Consider the following 20,863-nt stretch of genomic DNA (forward strand, 5'->3'; position numbering starts at 1 on the left):
TAAACGCCAGCCGGTTTAACCGCCTGAAAAGAAAAAGGTGCTCAGTGAGCACCTTTTTTGTATCTCGCGCCAGGCAAAGGAGTTACGACTTGTTTGCCGATTTCTCGTTCGCCGCTTTTTCAGCGCGCTGGCGACGCAGCTCTTTCGGATCGGCAATCAGCGGGCGGTAGATCTCCACGCGATCGCCATCATTTACAGTGTCGTGCAGCTTCACCGTCCGGCTGTAGATACCAACCTTGTTCACCTTTAAGTCGATATCTTCGCGCAGCTCCAGCAGCCCGGATGCGCGAATCGCCTCTTCGACGGTCGCACCCACTTCCAGCTTCACCCGCAGCAGATACTGCTTTTCCGGCAAAGCGTAGGCCACTTCAACAGCGATCTTACCCGGCACGGTAAACCTCTTTCGCGCGATGGGTAAACGCCTGCACCATGTTCGCCGCCAGCTCTTTAAAGATGCGGCCGAAAGCCAGCTCAATCAGCTTATTGGTAAACTCGAAGTTGAGCTGAAATTCCACACGGCACGCATTCGAGCTGAGCGGGGAAAAGGTCCAGCCGCCGCTCAGCGATTTAAACGGGCCATCCACCAGGTGCATCAAAATGCTTTTGTTAGCTTCCAGCGTGTTGCGCGTGGTAAAGGTCTTGCTGATCCCCGCTTTCGACACGTCCACCGCCGCCGTCATCTCCGTCGGGCCGGAGTCGAGAATTCGGCTACCGGTACACCCCGGCAGAAACTGCGGGTAGGAGTCCACATCGTTCACTAACTGATACATCTGCTCAGCGCTATAGGGCACCAGCGCAGTACGGCTAATCTGAGGCATAAGGTTTTCCGCATTCACACAATCGTTAAATAATAACATCTCCCCCGGTTGAAAGGAAAACGCGTTGCCCTAACTCATGCTAAGATAACCCGTTCAGCCTCACAGGACGCAATGAGGTCAGTTTCAGATATCAGATTACCGGATGGCTCCACGATACTATGACGAAGAAAAAAGCATATAAACCAGGTTCAGCCACCATTGCGCTGAACAAGCGCGCCCGCCATGAATACTTCATTGAAGAGGAGTTTGAGGCCGGGCTTTCACTGCAGGGCTGGGAAGTAAAATCCTTACGTGCCGGTAAAGCCAACATTGGTGATAGCTACGTGATCCTTAAAGATGGCGAAGCCTATCTCTTTGGCGCTAACTTCACGCCGCTGACCGTCGCCTCCAGCCACTATGTTTGTGACCCGACGCGCACGCGCAAACTGTTGCTGAACCAGCGCGAACTCGATTCACTCTACGGCCGCATCAACCGCGAAGGTTACACCGTGGTTGCGCTCTCCCTCTACTGGAAGAACGCCTGGTGCAAAGTGAAGATCGGCGTGGCAAAAGGTAAGAAACAGCACGACAAACGTACCGATGTAAAAGAGCGCGAATGGCAGCTCGATAAAGCCCGCATCATGAAAAACGCGGGCCGCTAAGTGCTCGCCCGCGCTGCCCTCTCACCCCGGGAGAGGGCATCAACTCTCCGCCCTACCGCTCCCGCAGCGCCTCGTTAAGTTTATTCAACGGTTTGATCAGATAATCCATCACCGATTTTTGCCCGGTTTTAATCTCCACGTTGGCGATCATCCCCGGCAGAATAGGAAAACTCTTGCCGCTGCGGTTCTTCAGCTCCGCGCTCTGCGTGCGGACATAAACACGGTAGTAAAACTGATCGCGGCGCACTTCATCCTGCAATGTATCCGGCGAGACCACCTCAACAGTGCCTTTCAAATCGCCATAGATAGAAGAGTCATAGGCCGTTACTTTGACCGTCGCCGGTAAACCGGGGCGAATATAGGCGATATCGCGTGGGTTGATGCGCGTCTCCACCAGCAGTTGATCCTCCAGCGGCACAATCTCCATCAGCTTGCCACCCGGCTGCACCACCCCGCCCACGGTGTTGATCTGCACATCTTTCACGATCCCGCGCACCGGAGAGTTAAGCACCGCGCGATCCAGCTGATCCGCTTTGCCTGCCATCACCTGTAGCTGCGCATCGAGATCGGCATTATTTTTCACCTGCTCTTCGCGGGCGCGCACCGCAAACTGGTTACGCGCCTCGTCGATTTTGCCCTTCAGCTCCGTCGCCTGGCGTTGCAGGCGGATCACTTCGACATCGCTCGCCGCACCCTTCGCCACCAGCGGCTGTGTCATGCGCAACTCCGACATCACCAGCTGATGCGTTTTTTGCAGATTCGCCACCGTCTCGTTGAGGTTGCGCCGCCGCGACTCATACAACTGCCGTTCGCGAGCGACCAGATCCGGTTCGCGCATCGACTCGGCGCTAAAACGCAGCGGCTCGCCGGTCAGCTCCGAGCGCAGACGCTCGCTGGAGGCGCGCAGTGCCCGCACCCGCGCCGCTGCCTCGCCATAGTTAGACTGAAAACGGGTCGGATCGAGTCGCGCCAGCATCTGCCCGCGCTCAACGATATCGCCCTCCTTCACCATCAGGGCGCTGACAATCCCGCCATCAAGGCTTTCAATCACCTGCGCATGAGTTGAGGGGGTGATTTTGCCGGTGCCGACCGTCACCTCATCAAGAATGGCAAACGTCGCCCAGGCGATAAACACCAGCAGGCCAAGCAGCGTCAGCCAGATCACCGACGAGTAGAAGCGCCCCTGACGCGCCAGCTCATCCTGCATTGAGAGTTGACTCATTTCCCGCTCCTCAGACGATGGACGCCACGTTACTGTTGCGCGCCGCCTGTTTCAGCAGCGTATCGCGCGGCCCATCGGCCACCACTTTTCCGTTCTCCATCACCACAATCCGATCCACTAAGTTGAGCAGCGCCGGGCGATGGGTCACCAGCACCAGAGTGCGTCCGGTCAGCCACTGTTGTAGCTGGCGGATCACCCACGCTTCAAGTTGCTCATCCATTGAGGCCGTTGGTTCATCCAGCAGTACGATTTGCGGATTGCGCACAATCAAACGGCTCAGCAGCACCATCTGCCGCTGCCCGCCGGAAAGCCCGCGACCGCCCTCATTAATCAGCCGATCGAGGCTGGCGGCATCCTGCTGCACAAGGTTGATCGCCCCGCTGATGCGCAGCGCCTGAATCAGCTCCGCCTCGGTAGCATGCGGATGCCCGAGCATCAGGTTCTGGCGCAGCGTGCCGAAAAAGAGGCGCGAATCCTGCGACAGATAACCCACCTGGCGGCGCACATCGGTCGGATCGATATGCGCCATATCGACGCCATCAATAATCACTTTCCCTTTGCTGGCCAGCGCCTGGCCGGAGAGCAGTTTTAGCAGCGTTGATTTCCCGGCGCCGGTTTTGCCGAGGATCGCCACCCGCTCGCCCGGTTTGATCTCCAGTTCATTAATGTTGAGCGCCAGATCGCCCTTCTCTTCGTCATAGCTGTACTGCATCTGCTGCAACTGAAAGTGGCCGGCCAGCACCGGGCAGTGCGCCAACTTCTTATCCGCCTCTTTATCGAGCGGCTTTTTAAGCAAATCGTTGAGGCCGCTCATCGCCGATTTGGCATGCTGCCAGCGGGAGAAGACCATGGTGAGCTGCATCAGCGGCGCAATGGTGCGTGACGAGAGCAAACTACAGGCCACCAGCGTCCCGGTAGTAATGTCGCCATCGATCACCAGAAAGCAGCCAAACACCAGCATCCCGGCATAGGTGATCTGCTGCACCGTTGAGGCCCAGCCGCTCAGCCGTGCGCCCCATACGCGCTGCTTCATGCCAACATTGGCCCCCACGGCGTGAGTGTTTTCCCACTGCCGCTGGAAGTAGGGCTCCGCCTGTAACGCTTTAATGTCCTCCACCCCTTCGATGGACTCCACCAACACCGCGTTACGAATTGCGCTCTCACGCATCCCCGCTTTCGCCAGCTTCGCCATCGGCCACTGCACCAGCAGCCCGGGGATGATAATCAGCGGAATGGCAACCAGCGGGATGATCACCAGCGGGCCGCCGACCAGCGCCATAATGCCGAGAAACAGCAGCACAAACGGGATATCCATCGCCGCGCCGACGGTGGTGGAGGTAAGCAGTTCACGCACCTGATCAAGTTCGCGCAGTTGCGAAATAAACGATCCGGTCGATTTGGGCCGCGCATCGTTTTTGATTGCCATCGCGCGGGCGAAAAAGAGCGACGAGACATTAAGGTCGATATGTTTACCCATAATGTCAGAGACGTGGGTACGCGCGAGGCGGATAAAGAACTCCAGTGCCGCCGCCAGCAGGACGCCGAAAAAGAGCACCCACAGCGTCGGCAAGGACTGGGCCGGGATCACCCGGTCGTAAACCTGCATCGAGAAGAGAATACCGGCCAGCGCCAGCACGTTGCCGACCACCGAGGCGAGGGCGATCTCCGTAAGCTTGCGTCCGCTGTGGCGAAAGTGCTTCCAGAACCAGTGCGCCTCCCACGGGCGGGTAAAATCATCGATACGCGAATCGCGCCCGCGCGCGGCGATGCCCAGCATCACCACCTCAGGCTTCACGCGGGTGAGCAGCGTTTCCAGCGGCTCTTCGCGCACCAGATCGCCGCCGTTATCGAGCCAGTAGGTCGCCAGCCCGTCGGCATCCAGCGACTCGAGCAGCAGCAACTCACCGCTCTCCAGTTGCACAATCACCGGCAGGTTTTGCGCATTCCAGCGCATGCGGGCGAGAGGCACACTGCGCACCTGCAACCCCATTAATCCGCTCAGGCGCTCAAGCTTTGCGCTGAGCGGCAGCGCTTCAAACCAGCGCATCTGTTGACGCACCGCGGGCGCATCGGCGGGCAGGCCAAAACGTCCTGCCGCGCGCACCATCACATTAATCCAGCTTTCGGTATCCGGCTCTTGCATTACCACTCCAGTGTTGTGCGCTTACAGCGCGGGCAGGTCATCGCCCACGGTACGACTACGTTCAACCCCCAACATATCGAGCAGATTGTCTGCCGCGGCGGCATAGCGCACGGCGGCATCCCAGGCGTCATAGCGCGCGGTAATCGACGCGGTATCGGCCTGGAAGACATCCTGTTCAATGCTGAGCAGGTCGTTCAGGCTGCGCTTGCTCAGCCGGTACTCATCACGGTAGACGCCGCGCGCGCGCCCGGCGCTGTTGGCCTGCGCCTCGCCCGCCTGCTGGCGCAGCTGCGCGCCGGTCAAATCGGCCCACGCCGTGGCCGCCCGCTGGTTAACATCCAGCTTGCTGGCCTCCACCGCCGCCTGCGCATTGGCGCGATCGCCCTGCGCGGCATCAACGCGGGCGCTCACCGCCCCGCCCTGATAGAGCGGCGCATCAACCACCAGCTGTACCTGGTCATCCCAGTAGCTGCTTTGATCGTTCTGATAACGGGTGCGCCCCGCCTGCACCGAAAGCGTCGGCCAGTGCTGCGCCTGCGCCTGGCGAATACGCTGCTCGGCCGCCTGCTGTTTCGCCTGCGCGCTGCGCACGGTGTTGTTGCGCTCATAGGGCAGCGCATCGAGGGTGATATTTTGTTTGAGGAGATCTTCAGGCAGGTCGGGCAGGTTATCGGCCACCACGCCGGTCAACACGCTGAGCGCCGCCTGGGCGGAGCGCATCTGCGCCTCATATTGCGCAAGCGAGGCCTTTACCCCGGCGATGCGCGACTGCGCTTGCAGGCCATCGGAGGAGGAGCTTAATCCCGCTTCGGAGCGCAGCGTCGCCATCTCCAGCACGCTCTCCAGCGAGTGGATATTGTTGCGCGCCGCCTCACTCAGCGCCTGGTAACGCTTAACCTGCAAATAGGCTTGCAGGGTCTGCATCCCTACCTCATTGAGCGTGCTGAAGAGATCGTAGCGCCAGGCATCAGAGAGATTGTGCTGCTCATCGATGCTGCCGCCAGTTTTGCCAAAATCGTAGAGCAACTGGCGTAAGGTTACGCCGCCGGAACCGTTGTTATTTAATGACCCCGACGAGTCGGTGCGGTGCGAGCGCCCCAGGTTGCCCTGCAAAGAGAGCTGCGGGAACCAGGCGCTCTCCGCTTCGGTTAAATTGGCTTTGCCCACGCGGATCTGTGCGGCCGCCTGGGCAATTTTTGGATTACGGGCAAAGGCGCGCAAAATCGCGTCTTTGATCGTAAGCTGCGCCGTGCGCTGTTCGCTCGGCGCCCTCTGCCAGCGAAAATCCTGCTCTTCGCCGGGTGCTGCTAATAAACTCGTAACGGGCATAACCAACAACAACAACCCTACCGCTCTTTTCATTCATCCACCCCTGGTGCGCCCGTAATGACCTCTTCCTTAATGCGCCTCATCCCTGAGGCGGCAGAACGTCAGACCATATTGACGTGCAGGCCATGCTGGATCAGCACATCGCTGAGGGTATTGGCCTGCGAACTGTTGTGATAAACGTCGAACTGAATGCCATCCACATCGCGCTGCCCGCTGATAGCCCAGGTATCGCTGACGCCATGCTTGAGGTTAATCTCATCCCCGATGCTGCCCTTGATCAGCAGATCATCTTCCGGTTTGTCGGTGATGCTCAGCGCCTCGTTAACATCCAGCGTGACGCTGTTGCTGCCCGATTTACCGAGATCGATAACCTCGATATTGCTGACTTTGCTCCCCAGTTCGATCAGGTTCAGCAGCAGGTTGGCACCGTCAAGCACCAGCGTATCCATCCCCGCGCCGCCGTCGATCTGTACAAAGCCGAGGGAAGAGAGATGAATGGTTTCGTTGCCACTGCTCCCCTCCACACTTTCGCCGCTCTCACTGGTGCCATCGGCAAGATCGATACTCAGCCCGCCAATGGTGTAGACCTCGTCGCTTGCCGTAGCGGCAGCCGCCGTCTCCGTCTCTGGCTGACGCGCCGTTTCCACCGTGGCCGTATGCTGCGCATTCAGGCTGTCACTGGAGGAGGAGTCCGACTCTTCGCTCGCGCTCGCTGCCAGCAGTGAAAAGGTGTTGGCTTCTGCCATCAGCGATGCACTGGTGCCCGCCGGCGGCGTCGTGGTTGGGTTGCTGCCGTTAAGGCCAACGTTGAGGTAGGCCAGGTTACCCGCCACATCTGCGGTGTAGAGGTTTACCACCGTATTGAGCGAGAGGATTTTCGCCAGGTCGAGACCGACATCAAGCTGCGTCGACCACTTGCCGTCCGCGCCAACAATCGCCGTCGCCATGGCGAGGTTGAGTAAATTAACGTGAACAATCGCCCCTTGATTGAGATTAGTTGACGCACCGCTGATCGTCAGTTTTGCCGACCCTACCAACCCTAGCAGGACGTTGCCGAGGACACTGGTCAGGTTGGTAATCGGGTTAGTGCTGAGCGTCGGCTGGGTCAGTTTCACCTGCACATCGGCTTCCGTCGCGGTGGTGTTGCCCACCCGGTCGGTCACCGAAATGCCCACTTTCGTCGCGCCGCTGCTCAGCCCCTGCAACAGGGTTTTGTTTACCGTCGCCGTCCAGTTGCCGTTCGCATCAACGGTGGCGTTGATTGCCGTGCCGCCAACGGTCACTACCACTTTTGAGCCGCTGACCACCCCGCCAATTTTGCCGCCGATTACCTGACCGTTCGCCGCTTCACTGATGTTCAGATAGCCATCATTACCGAAGAGCGAAGAGAGAGAGATCGTCGGCAGATTATGGGTGATGACATCCAGCGGGCTGGTGATGTTCGCCACTTTCCCGGCGGCGTTGGTCACCGCAACGCTCACCGCCTGGGTACCGTCAGCCAGTGCGCTGAGATCGACTTTCGGTACCGTCACGCTCCAGCTGCCGTTCGATGCCACAGTGGTGAGGTAGTTTTTACCGCCAACCGTGACCGTCAGCTGCGAACCAACAGCGTTCTGGCTGGTGCCGGAGATCACCTGCGCGGTGGTGATATCCGCAAGGCTCAGGGCGCCATCACCAAACAGCGAGGTGATCGCCACCGTCGGCAGGGCCTGGATCGCCACGCTGGCGCTCTGTACCACATTGGCGATATTGCCCGCTGCATCCGTCGCGCTGGCAGAGACCTGCAGCGCATTGTTGCCATCCTGCAGGTTTTGCAGTGACACCGCCGGAATCGCCAGTTGCCACTGGCCGTTAGCCCCCACGGTAGTGGTGTAGGAGAGCAGCCCGACCTTGACGGTGATCTGCGTGCCCGCCGCCAGGTTGCTGCTGGTACCGGAGAGGATCGGGTTGGAGAGCAGATCGTTAAGATCCAGCGTGCCGTTGCCAAACAGCGTGTTGATACCGATCGAAGGCACCGCCTGCACAATGGCGTTCACCAGCTGGCTGCCGGTCGCGGTGTTCCCCACCGCATCGGTTACCGTTGCCGTCACGCTCAGGGTGCCATCTGCGATTGAAGCCAGCGCACCGGCAGAGAGTGCCAGCGACCAGCGCCCGTCGGTGACCGGCACCTGATACGTTGTGCCGCCGACATTGACCGACACCTGCCCGGAGGTCAGCCCGGTAACAGTACCGGAGATAGTCTGCGCCGCCAGCGCTTCGCTCTGGTTAAGGAAACCATCGTTGCCAAACAGCGAAGTGATCGCCACCGTCGGCACATTTTTCACGCCGATAATCACCTGGCTACCGGCCGTGGTTGAACTGTTACCGTCCGGCGTGAGCAGCGTAATAGACGGCGTAAAGGTGCCATCCACCAGCCCGGCAAGATCCGTCGGCGTCAGGGCAATAGAGAAGATGCCGTCGGCGTTCACAACACCATTAAAGACCTTCGCGCCAATTGCCACCTGCACGGTGCTGCCGATCGGCACACCGCTGGCTGCCCCGCTAATGGTCTGATTGACCAGCGAATCGGCCACGTTCAGCAAACCATCACCAAACAGCGTCACGCTATTGAGTACTGGTGCCACCAGGTTGACCTTCAGCCCCGCACTCTGCGACGCCTGGTTACCATACTGATCGGTGGCAGTAATGGTGACGGTTTGCGTACCGCTGCCCAGCCCTTGCAGCGCGGCTTTCACCGCATCCGGCAGGTTCACCGACCAGCGTCCGCTATTATCGACATTGGTGGTGAAGGCGGTGGCATCACCAATCTTAATGGTCAGTTCGCGCCCGGCAAGATTAGTCGCCGTGCCGCTCAGCAGGCCGCTGGCGAGTTCAGGAATGCTCAGCACGCCATCGCCAAACAGCGGATCGAGAGAGATAGCCGGCAGGTTATGGCTGACGACGTTAAAGCTGGCATCGCTCTTGATGACGTTGCCGAACTTATCAGTCACCGTCACGTTGGCGGTCGCCGTGCCGTCCGGCAGCGTGCTCAGCAGTTCAGCGGGAAGCGCGGCGCTCCAGTTACCCAGCGCATCCACGGTAGCGTTAATCGCCCGGCCACCGAAGTTCACCACTACGCTTGTGACATTGGCGGCATTGCTCACCGTGCCGGAAAGGGTCTGCGCCGCTGTGCTTTCGACGAGGTTAATCACATTATCGCCCGCGATCACCACATCGTTGACTACCGGCAGGTCGGTCAGCGCCAGCCCGACATCCACAGTTTCATACCGGGTATTGCCATTGGCATCAACCACACTCACTTGCAGTTGCAGGGTATCGGTAATCAGCCCCTGCCAGAGAGAAGGCGGCAGTGAGAAGCTGTAGGAGCCATCCGGCGCTACCGCCAGATCGTTAATAGTGAAGTCCGTGCCGATTACCGTGAGCGATACCTTCGCGCCGCGATAATCGCCACTCACCTTACCGGTAAGCAGCTGTGTGACCAATGATTCAGCAACGTTGAGGATCCCGTCGTTAAACACCTGGTCAATGGCCACGCCGAGGCCTTTGTTCAGCGCAACGTTGAGGGAGAGAGTGTTGCTTGAGGTGTTGCCCGCTGCATCCGTTGAGGAGATGGTGACTACCTGCGGCCCGTCGGTCAGGGTAGTGAGATCGAGCTGCGGGAAGGTGTGGCTCCAGTTACCCTGCTGATCGACCGTGCCGGTCCAGCTCAATGGCCCAAGCTGAATCGTCACGCTGTTGCCCGGCTCGCCCTGCCCCTGTACAACCACGCCGGAGACGGCGTTAACACTGTTCAGCACCGCCGGAACGCCGAGCGCATCCACCTCCAGCAGCGGCGAAGAGGCATCAACGGTGAACTCCTGTGTGGCGTTCGTCGCATTGCCCGCCGCATCGCTCAGGGTGGCAGTAATGGTGTAGCTGCCGTCGCCGAGCGCCGCCATATCTGACTGCGGCACGTCGACCGACCATGTGCCGTTAGCCACCAGCGCGGTGTAGGTTTTGCCATTCAGCGTGACGGTGACCTGGCTGCCGTTGGCATCCGAGGTGCCGCTGATGGTTTGCGCCACCGCTTTTTCACTGCTGTTGATCACGTCATCGCTGGTGAATTGCGTCATCGCCAGCGTTGGCGCGATGGTATCAACGACTACTGCTTGTGAGGCCGACACGCCTGGTTGGCTATCGCTCTGCACCGTCAGGGTGTAGTTACCGTCCGGCAGAGAGGCGCGCGGCACATCCAGCGTCCAGCTGCCGTCGGCGTTGACCGTCGCCGTGCCGAGCGTCGTTTGCCCATTCAGGATGGTCAACGTGGTGCCGTTGAGATTAAAGGCGCGACCAGAGAGTTGCAGTGTTCCGCTGCTGAACTCGCTGGCGTTGACATAGTTGTCGCCAGCGACCAGATCCATATTCACCGAATATTCTGGCGGCGTGAGATCGATAGTCAGTGTGCCGCCATTGTTCGCGGTGCCGACGTTGCCCGCTTTATCAATCCCCTCAACGGTAATGGCCCCGGCCTGAAGCTGGGCAAGATCGGTTGGCGTTAACACCAGCTCCCAGCTGCCGTCTGCCAGCACGGTGGTCTCAAAGACATTTCCGCCGGCAAAGGTGACGCGCACCGTATCGCCGGTGGCTAAGCCGGTTGAGGTGCCGCCGATCGCCTGGCTGGTCTGGCTTTCAGCAAAGTCGAGCAGGTTATCGCCCGCAAACGGCGCGGTTACGCTGACCGTCGGCGGATCGAGCAGCAGCGTGGTGGTGATGCTGGCAGTTCCAACGTTTTGCGCGCCATCCGTCACGCTGACGGTGACGCTCTGCTGACCGCGCGCGGTAATGCTGCTCCAGTCGTTGGCATCCATCGCCAGCGTCCACTGGTTGCCGTTCACCGTGGCGTTAAAGGTTTGATCGCCGATGGTCACTTTGACCTGCGCGTTAGCCGGGTAAGAGGTTGAGAAGGTGCCGCTCAGCGTGGTGCCCGCAGCCGCTTCAGCCGCACTGACATAGCCATCAGCGAAGACCGGCGCGGTGATGGTGACCGACGGCGGCGTCAACGCCACCTGGTAATCAACGGTGCTGATGTTGCTGTTGCCATACTGATCTTCGGCATAGATCGCGATCTGATGCGCGCCCGGGGCGAGAGATTGCAGCGTACCGGCCGGAAGCACTACAGACCAGTTACCGCTGGCATCGACGTTGGCGGTATAGGTAACGCCATCAACGTCGATCTTCACCGTCACATACTGGTTCGGCCCGGTAGCGCCGGTGAGACCCGTTAGCGTCACCTCATTTGCCGCTTCGCTAATATTGACAATGCCATCGCCGAACGGATTAGTAACCGTCGGCGCAGGTACCGTGGTGTGCACCGTCACATCCGGGGTTTGCTGCGCATCGGTGGTGGCGGTATTGCCGGCGCGATCGCGCACCGTGACACTAAACGGCAGCGAGTCGTTATCGCTCAGCGCCGCTAAATCGCCCTGCGGAACCGTTACCGTCCAGTCGCCATTCTCATTGACCGTGCCCGTGTAGGTTTTCGTGCCCAGCACCACCGACACGGTTTGCCCGGTGCCAGGCACCCCGGTGTTACCGGTGATGAGCTGATCGCTCTTGGTTTCAGCGCTATTAATGGTGAAATCGCCAAACGGCGTCACATAGTTGGCCTGCGGCAGCGCATTGATAATCGCTTCAAAACTGCCCTGCCCGGTCGCCTGGTTATCTGCCGTATCAGTCACCGTGACGGTGACAGGCAGCACGCCATCCGGCAGCGCCTGCAACGTGGCGCTGTCGACATTCAGAGTCCAGGTGCCGTCCGCATTTACCGTCGCCGCCAGCGGCGTACCGTTGTTGATGCTGACGGTGACCGAGGCTACACGCGAAGGATCAAGGTTAAGCTGCCCACTCAGGGTTTGTGAACCCGCGGCCTCGGTGGCGCTGAGAATGCCGTCGGTAAAGAGCGGTGCCAGTTGCGGCTCAGGCAGCGGGTCGGTGCGGATTTCAACGCTTACCGGGTCAGAAACCGCCGTGTTACCCGCGCGATCGGTGACCGAGATCTGCACATCGTGCGTCCCGTCGGTGATAGCAATCAGCTGCGCCGGTGTCAGGGAGACGATCCAGTTGCCGTTGTTATCGACGGCACCGGTAAACTCCTGACCGTTATCAAGGATGATGCTTACTGACTGCCCAGGCCCATTCTGGCCGGTGGAGCCAGTCAGTTGCACACCGGCGTTGGCTTCCGCCTGGCCGAGAATATTGTCATCACCAAACAGCGGTTCGGTGATAGCGGCCGTTGGCCGGGTAAGCACCACATCAAGATTGCCATTGACCGTCGCCGGGTTACCAAACGCATCCACCCCGGTGACCGCCACGGTGTATTGCCCGCTGGTGTCCAGCGAATCGCGCGGGATCACCGCCGACCAGGCCCCATCGTTGACCTCACCGATATAATCTTTGCCATTGATGGTCACCACAACCCGCGTGCCGTTGGCAAGGCCGCTGGCACTGCCGCTGAGCGTGCTGTCGCTGGCGGCTTCACTGATGCTGACAATGTTATTGCCGAACATAGGATCGAGTGCCAACGTCGGGCCATCGACGGTTTTAACATTGATGTCGACCGGCTGCGGGTTGCTATTGCCCGCGGCATCGGTGGTGACGAAGGTGATTTGCGACGGGCCCTGCGGCAACGCCTGCAAACTCCCTGCCGGGATCACCATGCTCCACGCGCCCTGCTCATTGACCAGCGCTGAGAGCGTGGTGCCGTTGAGGGTAAGCGTTACCGTTTCGCCTGGGGTACCGGTGCCGCGAACCGTCTGATCGACGGCCGCGTCGGCGATGTTGATATTGCCATCGCTGAGGAACGAATTCGCAACATCCACCGCCAGCGTCGGCGCGCTGAGATCAACCGTCACACTGCTGCTGGCGCTCGCCGGATTCAACGCGGCATCGACCGCCGACGCCGAGACGACATACGGCGTGCCGTTTGCCGTCTCCTGCAGCGCCTGCATATCGGCCTGCGGCACGGTAATGGTCCAGTTACCGTTGCTGTTAACGCTGCCGGTATAGGTTTTATTGTTAAACAGAACGGTGATGACCGTCCCTGCTGCCAGCGACGTTGATGACCCGGTGATGTTCAGCGGCTGAGCATGTTCGAGGGCGTTAATCACCTCATCCTGCGCCACCGGATTAAGGGTGATGGTCGGCTGCGAGGCTGGCTGTGCGGCGAAAGTGACGTTATGGCTGGAGATGGTGCTGTTGCCCGCCACATCGTTCACCGCAACCGAGATGGCCTGACGACCATCCTGCACCTGTGCCAGATCTGCTGGCGGGACAGTGACCGACCAGCGACCGTCGCCGTTAACCGTCGCCGGATAATTTTTGCCGTTTAAGGTTACCGTCAGAGTCTGGCCTGCCTCGACATTCTGCGTAGAGCCGGAAATCGTTACCCCGCTCTGCCCGTTCGCTTCCGCGCGATTAATGAAATCATCCCCGGCGACTTTATCGATCTGCACCTGTGGCGCATTGGCGGGAGAGGCGTCTAGCGTAAAGGTGTCGGTTTGCGTGCTGCTGTTACCTGCGGCATCGGTAACGGTAACGCGCACCGCGACCGGACCATCCGGCACGCCTGCCAGCGCACCGGCAGGAAGCACCACGCTCCAGGTGCCGTCCGGCTGGATAATGGCGTCATAGTTCTGCCCGTTGACCAGCACGATAACGGTCTGCGCCGACTGCGCATCATAGACGCCGGTACCTGTGATGGTGACCGCGCCAGCGGCTTCTGCGCTGTTAATGATGTTATCAGCGGTGACGTCGTCGATAGTGAAAGTTGGCAATACCGTATCGACGGTCATCGGCGCACTGCTGCTGACGGTGTTACCCGCCGCATCGGTGGCGGTTACCGTCACGGTATGGCTGCCCTGGGTGAGGGCACCGAGTTGCGCAGGCGTCAGCGGCAGCGTCCAGTTGCCGTTCGCATCCACCTGGGCGGTAAGCGGCGTGCCGTTATCGATACTAATGGTCACGCTCTGGCCTGCGCCAGCGATGCCGGTATTGCCCGCCAGATTGCCGCCCGCGGCCGCTTCCTGGGCATTAACCACGCCATCGCCGAACGGCGCATTCACCACCGGCTGCGGCAGCACGTGGGTGATCAGGGTAAACGGCAGTTCGTTCGAGACAACCGCGTTGTTCTCATCCACTCCGGTAACCGTCAGCGTAACGGTGCCATCGGCAATCGCAGCGGCATCCGCATTCGGCACCGTCAGCTGCCAGGAGCCGCCCGCCGTTACGGTGGCGGTGTACTGCACGCCGTTCAGGGTTACGGTAATGGTGTTCCCTTCCGGGATACGCACAGACGTGCCGCTGATGGTCAGGCCATCAGCAATGTCGGCAGCGCTGATCCGGTTATCACCATCGACCGGGTTAATAGCAATCGCGCTGGCGGTGGTATCGACGGTGAAGGTGCTGGATACGGGCTGTGACGCGTTGCCCGCGCTGTCCGTCACCGTCACTGAAATGGGGTACGTGCCGTTGGTCAGGCTGTTGATGACCGAAGGGGCGACCGGAATGGTCCAGAAACCATCCCCGCCTACCACGCCGGTCAGGGTTTGCCCGTTCAGCGTGACGGAGACCGTGGCACCCGGCTCGGCCGGTACGGTGCGCCCGCTCAGGCTAAAGCCAGCGTTCTGCTCCGCCAAATCAATAATGTTGTCGCGGGCAACCGGATCCATCACCACGTTAGGCGCGGTGGTATCGACACTGACCGTGCGGATCGCGGTGGTGACGTTGCCAGCATTGTCAGTTGCAGTCACGATCCACGAACTTGCACCGTTCGCCAGACCGCCCAGCGCAGCGTTATCAAGATTTACGCTCCAGCTACCATTGGTGATGGTTGCCGGGTAGCTTTTGCCGTTAAGGGTGATAACCACCGAAGCCGCATCGCCAGATGTGGTGCCGGAGAGCGTTACGCCATTGGCGATATTGCTGCCATTGAGCACATCGGTGCCGTTAATCGGCGTTACGCTTAAGCTCGGTGGGGTTTTATCGACCGTGAAGTTGACGATGCTGCTGGCGCTGTTGCCCGCCACGTCGGTGGCGACCACCGTCAGGCTGCCCGGCCCTTCAGCTAAAAGATCCATCGCCCCCTGCGGCAGAGTGAGTGACCAGCTGCCGTCGAGGTTAACCACGCCGCTGAAGCGCTGACCATTGAGGGTTGCGACCACCGTCTGACCGGCGCCGCTAATATTGGTACTCCCGGTCAGCGTCTGGCTCTGGGCCGCTTCCGCGATATTTACCACGTTATCGACAAATGCCGGATCGACCGTGACGTTCGGCAGCGTATTGATCGCCACCGTGAAGTCATGGCTATCAATCAGCGTGCCGCCGCTGGTGGAGACCGTTGCCGTCACGGTCTGGGTGCCATCTGCCAGCGCCTGCAACGCCGCCGGATCGACGACCGTTTGCCAGCTACCATCGGTCTGGATCGTTGCCGCATAGTTCACGCCGTTCAGCGTGACGGTAACGACCGTGCCCGCAGGCAGCCCTGCGCTGTTACCCCGGATGGTTAAGCCATCAGCCGCTTCACTGGCGTTGAGGTAGTCATCGCTGGCGATAATGTTGATCGCCACCGCATCGCTGGTGGTATCGACACTGAAGGGCGACTCAATGGTATTGTTCTGCCCGAAACCGTCCGTCACGCTGACGGTTAGGGTCTGGCCGCCGTCGCCCAGCTTTTGCAGTTCAACGGCCGGGAGCGTCACCTGCCAGTTGCCCTGAATATCCGTCACGCCTTCATAGCGCACGCCGTTCAGGATCACGGTAACCACACTCCCCTCCTCCGCATTGGAGGTGCCGCGCAGGATCTGGTCGACTTTGATTTCAGCCGCGTCAAGGGAGTTGCCGTCCGTCAGCGCCTGCACGCCGATTTCCACGCCGCTGGTTTTGACACTGATTGGCTGCGTAACGGTGGTGCTGTTGCCAGCAGCATCGGTCAGCGTAACGGTCAATGGGTAGCTACCGGTTTGCAGCGCGCTCAGATCGGCGGCAGGCAAAGGAAGCTGCCAGTTACCGTCGCTGCCCACTACCGTGGTGTAGGTTTTGCCATTCAGGGTGATAACGACGGTCTGCCCCTGCTCGCTGACGCCGCTGACGCCACTTAAAATCTGATCCTGGCCCAGCTCTGCGCCATTCAGTTTGCCGTCATTGGTCAGCGGCAGCAGGCTCAGCGCCGGGAACTGGGTATCGACAATCGCCGTCTCGGTGAGCGGCGTCGTATTTCCGGCCGCATCGCTGGCGTTAACCGTCACAGTGACCAGGCCATCCGTGATGGTTTGCAGATCGCCGGCTGGAATGGTCACTTTCCAGGTGCCGTCGTTATCGACCGTTGCCTGGTAGGTTTTGCCCGCCACCTGCACGGTGACGCGCTGCCCGATGCTGGTCACGCCGGTGTTGCCGCTCAACACCTGATCGACGCCTTTCTCTGCCGCATTGAGATAACCGTCGCCAAACGGCGCATCCATTACCGGCTCAGGCAAGCGGTGAACCTGCACATTCAGCGTGCGCGAGTCTTGCGCGCTTTCGTCATTCAGCACTACCGTGGCGGTGATGACATTCGCCCCATCTTCAAGGCGCAGCAAGTCTTCCGACGGGATGGTGACGCTCCAGCGCCCGGCGGCATCAATGCTGGTCACCGTGTAGTTGATACCGTTGACGGTGACATAAATCGTCACGCCTTCACCAAAGACGGTGGTAACGCCGCGTACTTCAAGCGGGTTTTCCGCTTCGCTGGCGTTGAGATAGTCATCAGTAGAGAGAATGGCGATGGCGACACCGGTGAGAGTGGTGTCGACGTTAATCGGAACCGATCTGACGATCGCATTACCATCCGCATCGTTAACGCTGACGGTCAGTGCGCTGTCACCCTGCGGCAATAAACCAAGATCGCCCGAAGGTATTGAGGTTTTCCAGCTGCCGTCCCCCATCACTTCGGCATAGTAAGTTTTGCCGTTGAGAGTAATGATCACCAGCTGGCCCGGTGGGATGTTGTAGGTCTGGCCGGAGAGCACCTGCGTGATAAGGATTTCGGCGCTGTTGATGATGTTATCGGTGGCAACCGGATTGATGGTGATATCCGGGGTGTTGAAGTTGGTGCTGAAAGCGCGCGTCTCTTCAGAGACGTTACCGGCAATATCCACCGCGCGATAAAGCAGGGTGTAACTCTGCCTGTCTTCCAGCAGCGCCATGTCTGCCGCGGGAATAACCAGCTCCCACTGCCCTTCAGCGTTGGCAATCGCCGTGTAGGTGCGATCGTTGAGGGTGACAAAAATGGTGCTGCCGGCATCCTCTGCACCGACATAGCCGCGGACAATTTTATCCGCCACGTGCTGATCCTGATCGAGAATATCGCCCGGTGTGAAGGGAGTAAGCTCAAGCACCGGCGGCGTGGTACTGATCATGATTTCTGAATCTGCCGTGGCAACCGCACCCGAGAACGAGAACAGAGCAAATCTCAGAACATGGAAGCCCTGCCCAAAGGCGCTGATATCTTCAGGCATGAGTAAGACGTTCCAGCGGCCATCCTCCTGGACTGTGGTGGTCCAGGTCTGTCCGTTGGCGCTGATGGTAACGGTACTGCCTGCATTTACCGCTTCCGTTACACCACTGAGCAGCTGTGGTTCGCCAGATTCGGCGAGGTTAATGATGTTATCGGAGGCAATGGCGTTGATCCTGAGGGTGGGGGTAACAGGCGTTTCACCACCGCCATTGTCTCCACCGCCGGTACCGTTGCCACCATCTCCACTGCCGTTATCACCTCCGTTGTTGTTATTGCTACCGCCACCGCTACTGCTCGCTGCGGCCGCCACGCCCACCGCAGCGCCAACCGCCGCCACGCCGCCGAGCACTGCGAGGGCCGACAGACCACTGGTACCCACCAGCGATCCGAGCGCCACTTCGCTGAATGCCGGAACAATGGTCTCCGCAGTGGCCGGCCCCGCGGCTGCCGCATAGGGGAAGGCGGCCTGATGTGTGCCCAGCTCATCCTCAAAAACCATCTCGCTGTGCAAGCCCTCGCCATCCACGGTAAAGAAGCTGTTGTAACGCACCGTGGAACCATCTTTCATATGGACGATCAGGTCGTTCCCTTCACGCTCGAAGAAATTTACTGACTCCTGCGACGCATTAACGCGCACAATACTCGTGTCAGTTAAATTTACTACCCTGTCGCTGCCTTTCGCATATTGCGCAACAACATCGCCAGTTTTTTGGTTTATTACGTCGACGGAACCAGGAAGACTATTTTGCGGGGCCATATTTTCACCTCGGATGCGAAAGCAATATTAGAGCGCCTGCGGGCATCTGTTTTTGCGCAGGATTACGGTTTACCAATTCACCAGGATTGACAGGAAGCGGGTGTGGGACATACGAGATGAGAAATAGCTAAGTCGTTGTTTTTCATTTATTATGTTAATCCATCATCATTTAATAAATTTTTACATTAAGAAAGATATAAACAACCAATTGTAATTAGGCAACGTTTCAAATCACAAATTGATAACATTTCAGCGAGATACAGAATATATTTCAGGGGTATATTTCAGAAAGTTAGCGGGGCTTAATTTCGGGCATAAGTGAATTAATTGAAAATGAAATAATCAGGGCTGAACTGTAAAGAAATTTACAATGTATAATATATTAGAAAAAGCTAATTTATATTATCCCTGTATCACCTCTTATTTATTTACGTCTGAAATAATTGTTTTTCTATATAACTATCCTGCTTAACCAGATGGTTAAAAAACAGGCAAATGGTTGAAAGTAAAAACGTTGCGGATATGGACTGGCATGTCGCGGTGAAAGTTTGCTATACTCCTTCTCACACTTTTGGGGCTGATTCTGGATTCGACGGGATTCGCGAAACCCAAGGTGCATGCCGAGGGGCGGTTGGCCTCGTAAAAAGCCGCAAAAAAATAGTCGCAAACGACGAAAACTACGCTTTAGCAGCTTAATAACCTGCTTAGAGCCCTCTCTCCCTAGCCTCCGCTCTTAGGACGGGGATCAAGAGAGGTCAAACCCAAAAGAGATCGCGCGGATGCCCTGCCTGGGGTTGAAGTGCTAAAACTAATCAGGCTAGTCTGTCAGTGGCGTGTCCTTCCGCAGCTGGCCGGCGAATGTAAAGACGGACTAAGCATGTAGTACCGAGGATGTAGGAATTTCGGACGCGGGTTCAACTCCCGCCAGCTCCACCACATTATGATCCGGATACGTCCGGTGAAATCCTGAAAGCCCGTGCAGCATCAGCTACGCGGGCTTTTTTGTGTCTGACATCGTCCTAAATCATCCGTCCTAATCCAGTGAAGATTGGTATACATATAGGTATACGCTAGTATGTATGCTCAAAACTGTATACCAATTCACGATGGAGCGATGATTGTGGCAAGGACAACACGTCCCCTTACCAACACCGAAGTCTTACGGACTAAAGCCCATGATAAAGATCTGACGCTGCACGACGGCGACGGTCTTTTTCTCATAGTCAAAGCTAGCGGTAAGAAGCTATGGCGCTTTCGCTATCAGCGACCAGCAACTAAGCAAAGAACAATGATCAGTCTTGGGCCTTACCCTGCTCTATCATTAGCAGAGGCAAGGAACTTACGAGCTGAATATAATTCATTATTAGCACGTGGTTTAGATCCGCAAATTGAAGCAGGAAAATCACAACTACAGCAACAGACTGCTACTTCAAGCATTTTCACAAATGTGGCAACAAAATGGTTTGCTACAAAGCGCAACAGTATCTCAAATGATTATGCGAAAGATATTTGGCGTTCTTTAGAAAAAGATATTCTTCCAGCTATAGGCCACATTCCAATTCAAGAAATCAAAGCACGTATATTGATAGAAACACTAGAGCCAATCACAGCACGCGGAGCGCTCGAAACTGTTAGACGCATGGTTTATCGTATTAATGAAATTATGATTTACGCAGTAAACACAGGCCTGATTGATTCTAATCCTGCTTCAGGTGTAGGTATGGCTTTTGAGAAGCCCAAAAGGCAACACATGCCTACCCTACGTCCCGAGGAACTACCAGAATTAGTACGTTCGCTGGTTATGTCGAATTTGCCAATCACGACGCGCTACCTAATTTTATGGCAATTGTTAACTCTTGTTAGGCCTTCAGAAGCATCAGGCACACGATGGACAGAAATTGATTTCGAAAAGAAGATATGGATCATTCCCGCTGAAAGAATGAAGGCAAAACGAGAACATATAGTTCCTTTATCTTCTCAATCGCTGGAAATTCTTGAATTGATGAAACCTATCAGCTTCCATCGTGATTTTGTTTTTGTGAGTAGATATGATCCAAAGAAACCTATGAATAGCCAGTCAGCAAATGCTGCTTTGAAAAGAATTGGCTATCGAGGGAAATTAGTAGCTCACGGGCTAAGATCAATAGCAAGCACAGCATTAAATGAAGCAGGATTTAACCCGGATGTTATTGAATCTGCACTCGCACATAGCGACAAAAATGAGGTTCGGAGAGCTTATAACCGCTCAACTTACCTCGAGCAACGTATAGAGCTAATGAAATGGTGGGGTGAATGTGTATATCGTGATCAGCAATTTACCATAAGCAAATAATATACAGAAGCACAAGTAATCGATATACAATAAACTGAAACTGTTTATTGTATATCCCTATACTTACTCCATATTTAATTTTAAGTAATCCCTA

8 protein-coding genes and 1 other RNA gene are annotated in these 20,863 nt (G+C 57.6%); 3 read left to right on the forward strand and 6 right to left on the reverse strand.

What is annotated here, in order from left to right:
* Nucleotides 1-82: 82 nt before the first annotated feature.
* Both N7V53_RS18240 and N7V53_RS18245 read right to left on the reverse strand, forming a co-directional pair.
* Nucleotides 83-391 carry an RnfH family protein gene (locus N7V53_RS18240; RefSeq protein ID WP_279794343.1) on the reverse strand — a complete coding sequence of 103 codons (309 nt, stop codon included), beginning with the start codon at nucleotides 389-391 and terminating at the stop codon, nucleotides 83-85.
* Nucleotides 381-818, reverse strand: a complete 438-nt coding sequence (locus N7V53_RS18245) for a type II toxin-antitoxin system RatA family toxin (RefSeq protein WP_023480643.1) — start codon at nucleotides 816-818, stop codon at nucleotides 381-383. The genes N7V53_RS18240 and N7V53_RS18245 overlap by 11 nt, the downstream gene beginning before the upstream one ends.
* Before the next feature lie 158 nt (nucleotides 819-976).
* Here N7V53_RS18245 and smpB point away from each other — a divergent pair, with 158 nt between their 5' ends.
* Nucleotides 977-1,459, forward strand: coding sequence for an SsrA-binding protein SmpB (smpB, locus tag N7V53_RS18250; RefSeq protein ID WP_023480573.1), 483 nt, complete (start codon nucleotides 977-979; stop codon nucleotides 1,457-1,459).
* A gap of 52 nt (nucleotides 1,460-1,511) precedes the next feature.
* Here the strand turns inward: smpB and N7V53_RS18255 are convergent, their stop codons facing one another.
* The 4 genes from N7V53_RS18255 to N7V53_RS18270 all read right to left on the reverse strand — a co-directional run bounded on the left by N7V53_RS18255 (nucleotide 1,512) and on the right by N7V53_RS18270 (nucleotide 18,437).
* Nucleotides 1,512-2,681 carry an HlyD family efflux transporter periplasmic adaptor subunit gene (locus N7V53_RS18255; RefSeq protein ID WP_139568127.1) on the reverse strand — a complete coding sequence of 390 codons (1,170 nt, stop codon included), beginning with the start codon at nucleotides 2,679-2,681 and terminating at the stop codon, nucleotides 1,512-1,514.
* A gap of 10 nt (nucleotides 2,682-2,691) precedes the next feature.
* Nucleotides 2,692-4,824, reverse strand: coding sequence for a type I secretion system permease/ATPase (locus N7V53_RS18260; protein ID WP_279794344.1), 2,133 nt, complete (start codon nucleotides 4,822-4,824; stop codon nucleotides 2,692-2,694).
* A gap of 21 nt (nucleotides 4,825-4,845) precedes the next feature.
* Nucleotides 4,846-6,153, reverse strand: coding sequence for a TolC family outer membrane protein (locus N7V53_RS18265; protein ID WP_279794498.1), 1,308 nt, complete (start codon nucleotides 6,151-6,153; stop codon nucleotides 4,846-4,848).
* A gap of 101 nt (nucleotides 6,154-6,254) precedes the next feature.
* Nucleotides 6,255-18,437, reverse strand: a complete 12,183-nt coding sequence (locus N7V53_RS18270; protein WP_279794345.1) for an Ig-like domain-containing protein — start codon at nucleotides 18,435-18,437, stop codon at nucleotides 6,255-6,257.
* Nucleotides 18,438-19,010: 573 nt separating this feature from the next.
* Here N7V53_RS18270 and ssrA point away from each other — a divergent pair.
* Both ssrA and N7V53_RS18280 read left to right on the forward strand, forming a co-directional pair.
* Nucleotides 19,011-19,373, forward strand: a transfer-messenger RNA (tmRNA) gene (gene ssrA, locus N7V53_RS18275).
* Nucleotides 19,374-19,557: 184 nt separating this feature from the next.
* Nucleotides 19,558-20,769: an integrase domain-containing protein gene (locus N7V53_RS18280; RefSeq protein WP_279794346.1), complete on the forward strand. Its 1,212-nt coding sequence runs from the start codon at nucleotides 19,558-19,560 to the stop codon at nucleotides 20,767-20,769.
* Nucleotides 20,770-20,863 lie beyond the last annotated feature (94 nt).

Origin of the sequence: Kosakonia sp. HypNH10 (genome assembly GCF_029850615.1) — a bacterium.
GTDB classification, from domain to species: domain Bacteria; phylum Pseudomonadota; class Gammaproteobacteria; order Enterobacterales; family Enterobacteriaceae; genus Kosakonia; species Kosakonia cowanii.

Bases quoted from the DNA above. Each gene is read 5' to 3' on its own strand.
- N7V53_RS18245 (WP_023480643.1), bottom strand. From the start codon at position 818: ATGCCTCAGATTAGCCGTACTGCGCTGGTGCCCTATAGCGCTGAGCAG.
- smpB (WP_023480573.1), top strand. From the start codon at position 977: ATGACGAAGAAAAAAGCATATAAACCAGGTTCAGCCACCATTGCGCTG.
- N7V53_RS18255 (WP_139568127.1), bottom strand. From the start codon at position 2,681: ATGAGTCAACTCTCAATGCAGGATGAGCTGGCGCGTCAGGGGCGCTTC.
- N7V53_RS18260 (WP_279794344.1), bottom strand. From the start codon at position 4,824: ATGCAAGAGCCGGATACCGAAAGCTGGATTAATGTGATGGTGCGCGCG.
- N7V53_RS18265 (WP_279794498.1), bottom strand. From the start codon at position 6,153: ATGCCCGTTACGAGTTTATTAGCAGCACCCGGCGAAGAGCAGGATTTT.
- N7V53_RS18270 (WP_279794345.1), bottom strand. From the start codon at position 18,437: ATGGCCCCGCAAAATAGTCTTCCTGGTTCCGTCGACGTAATAAACCAA.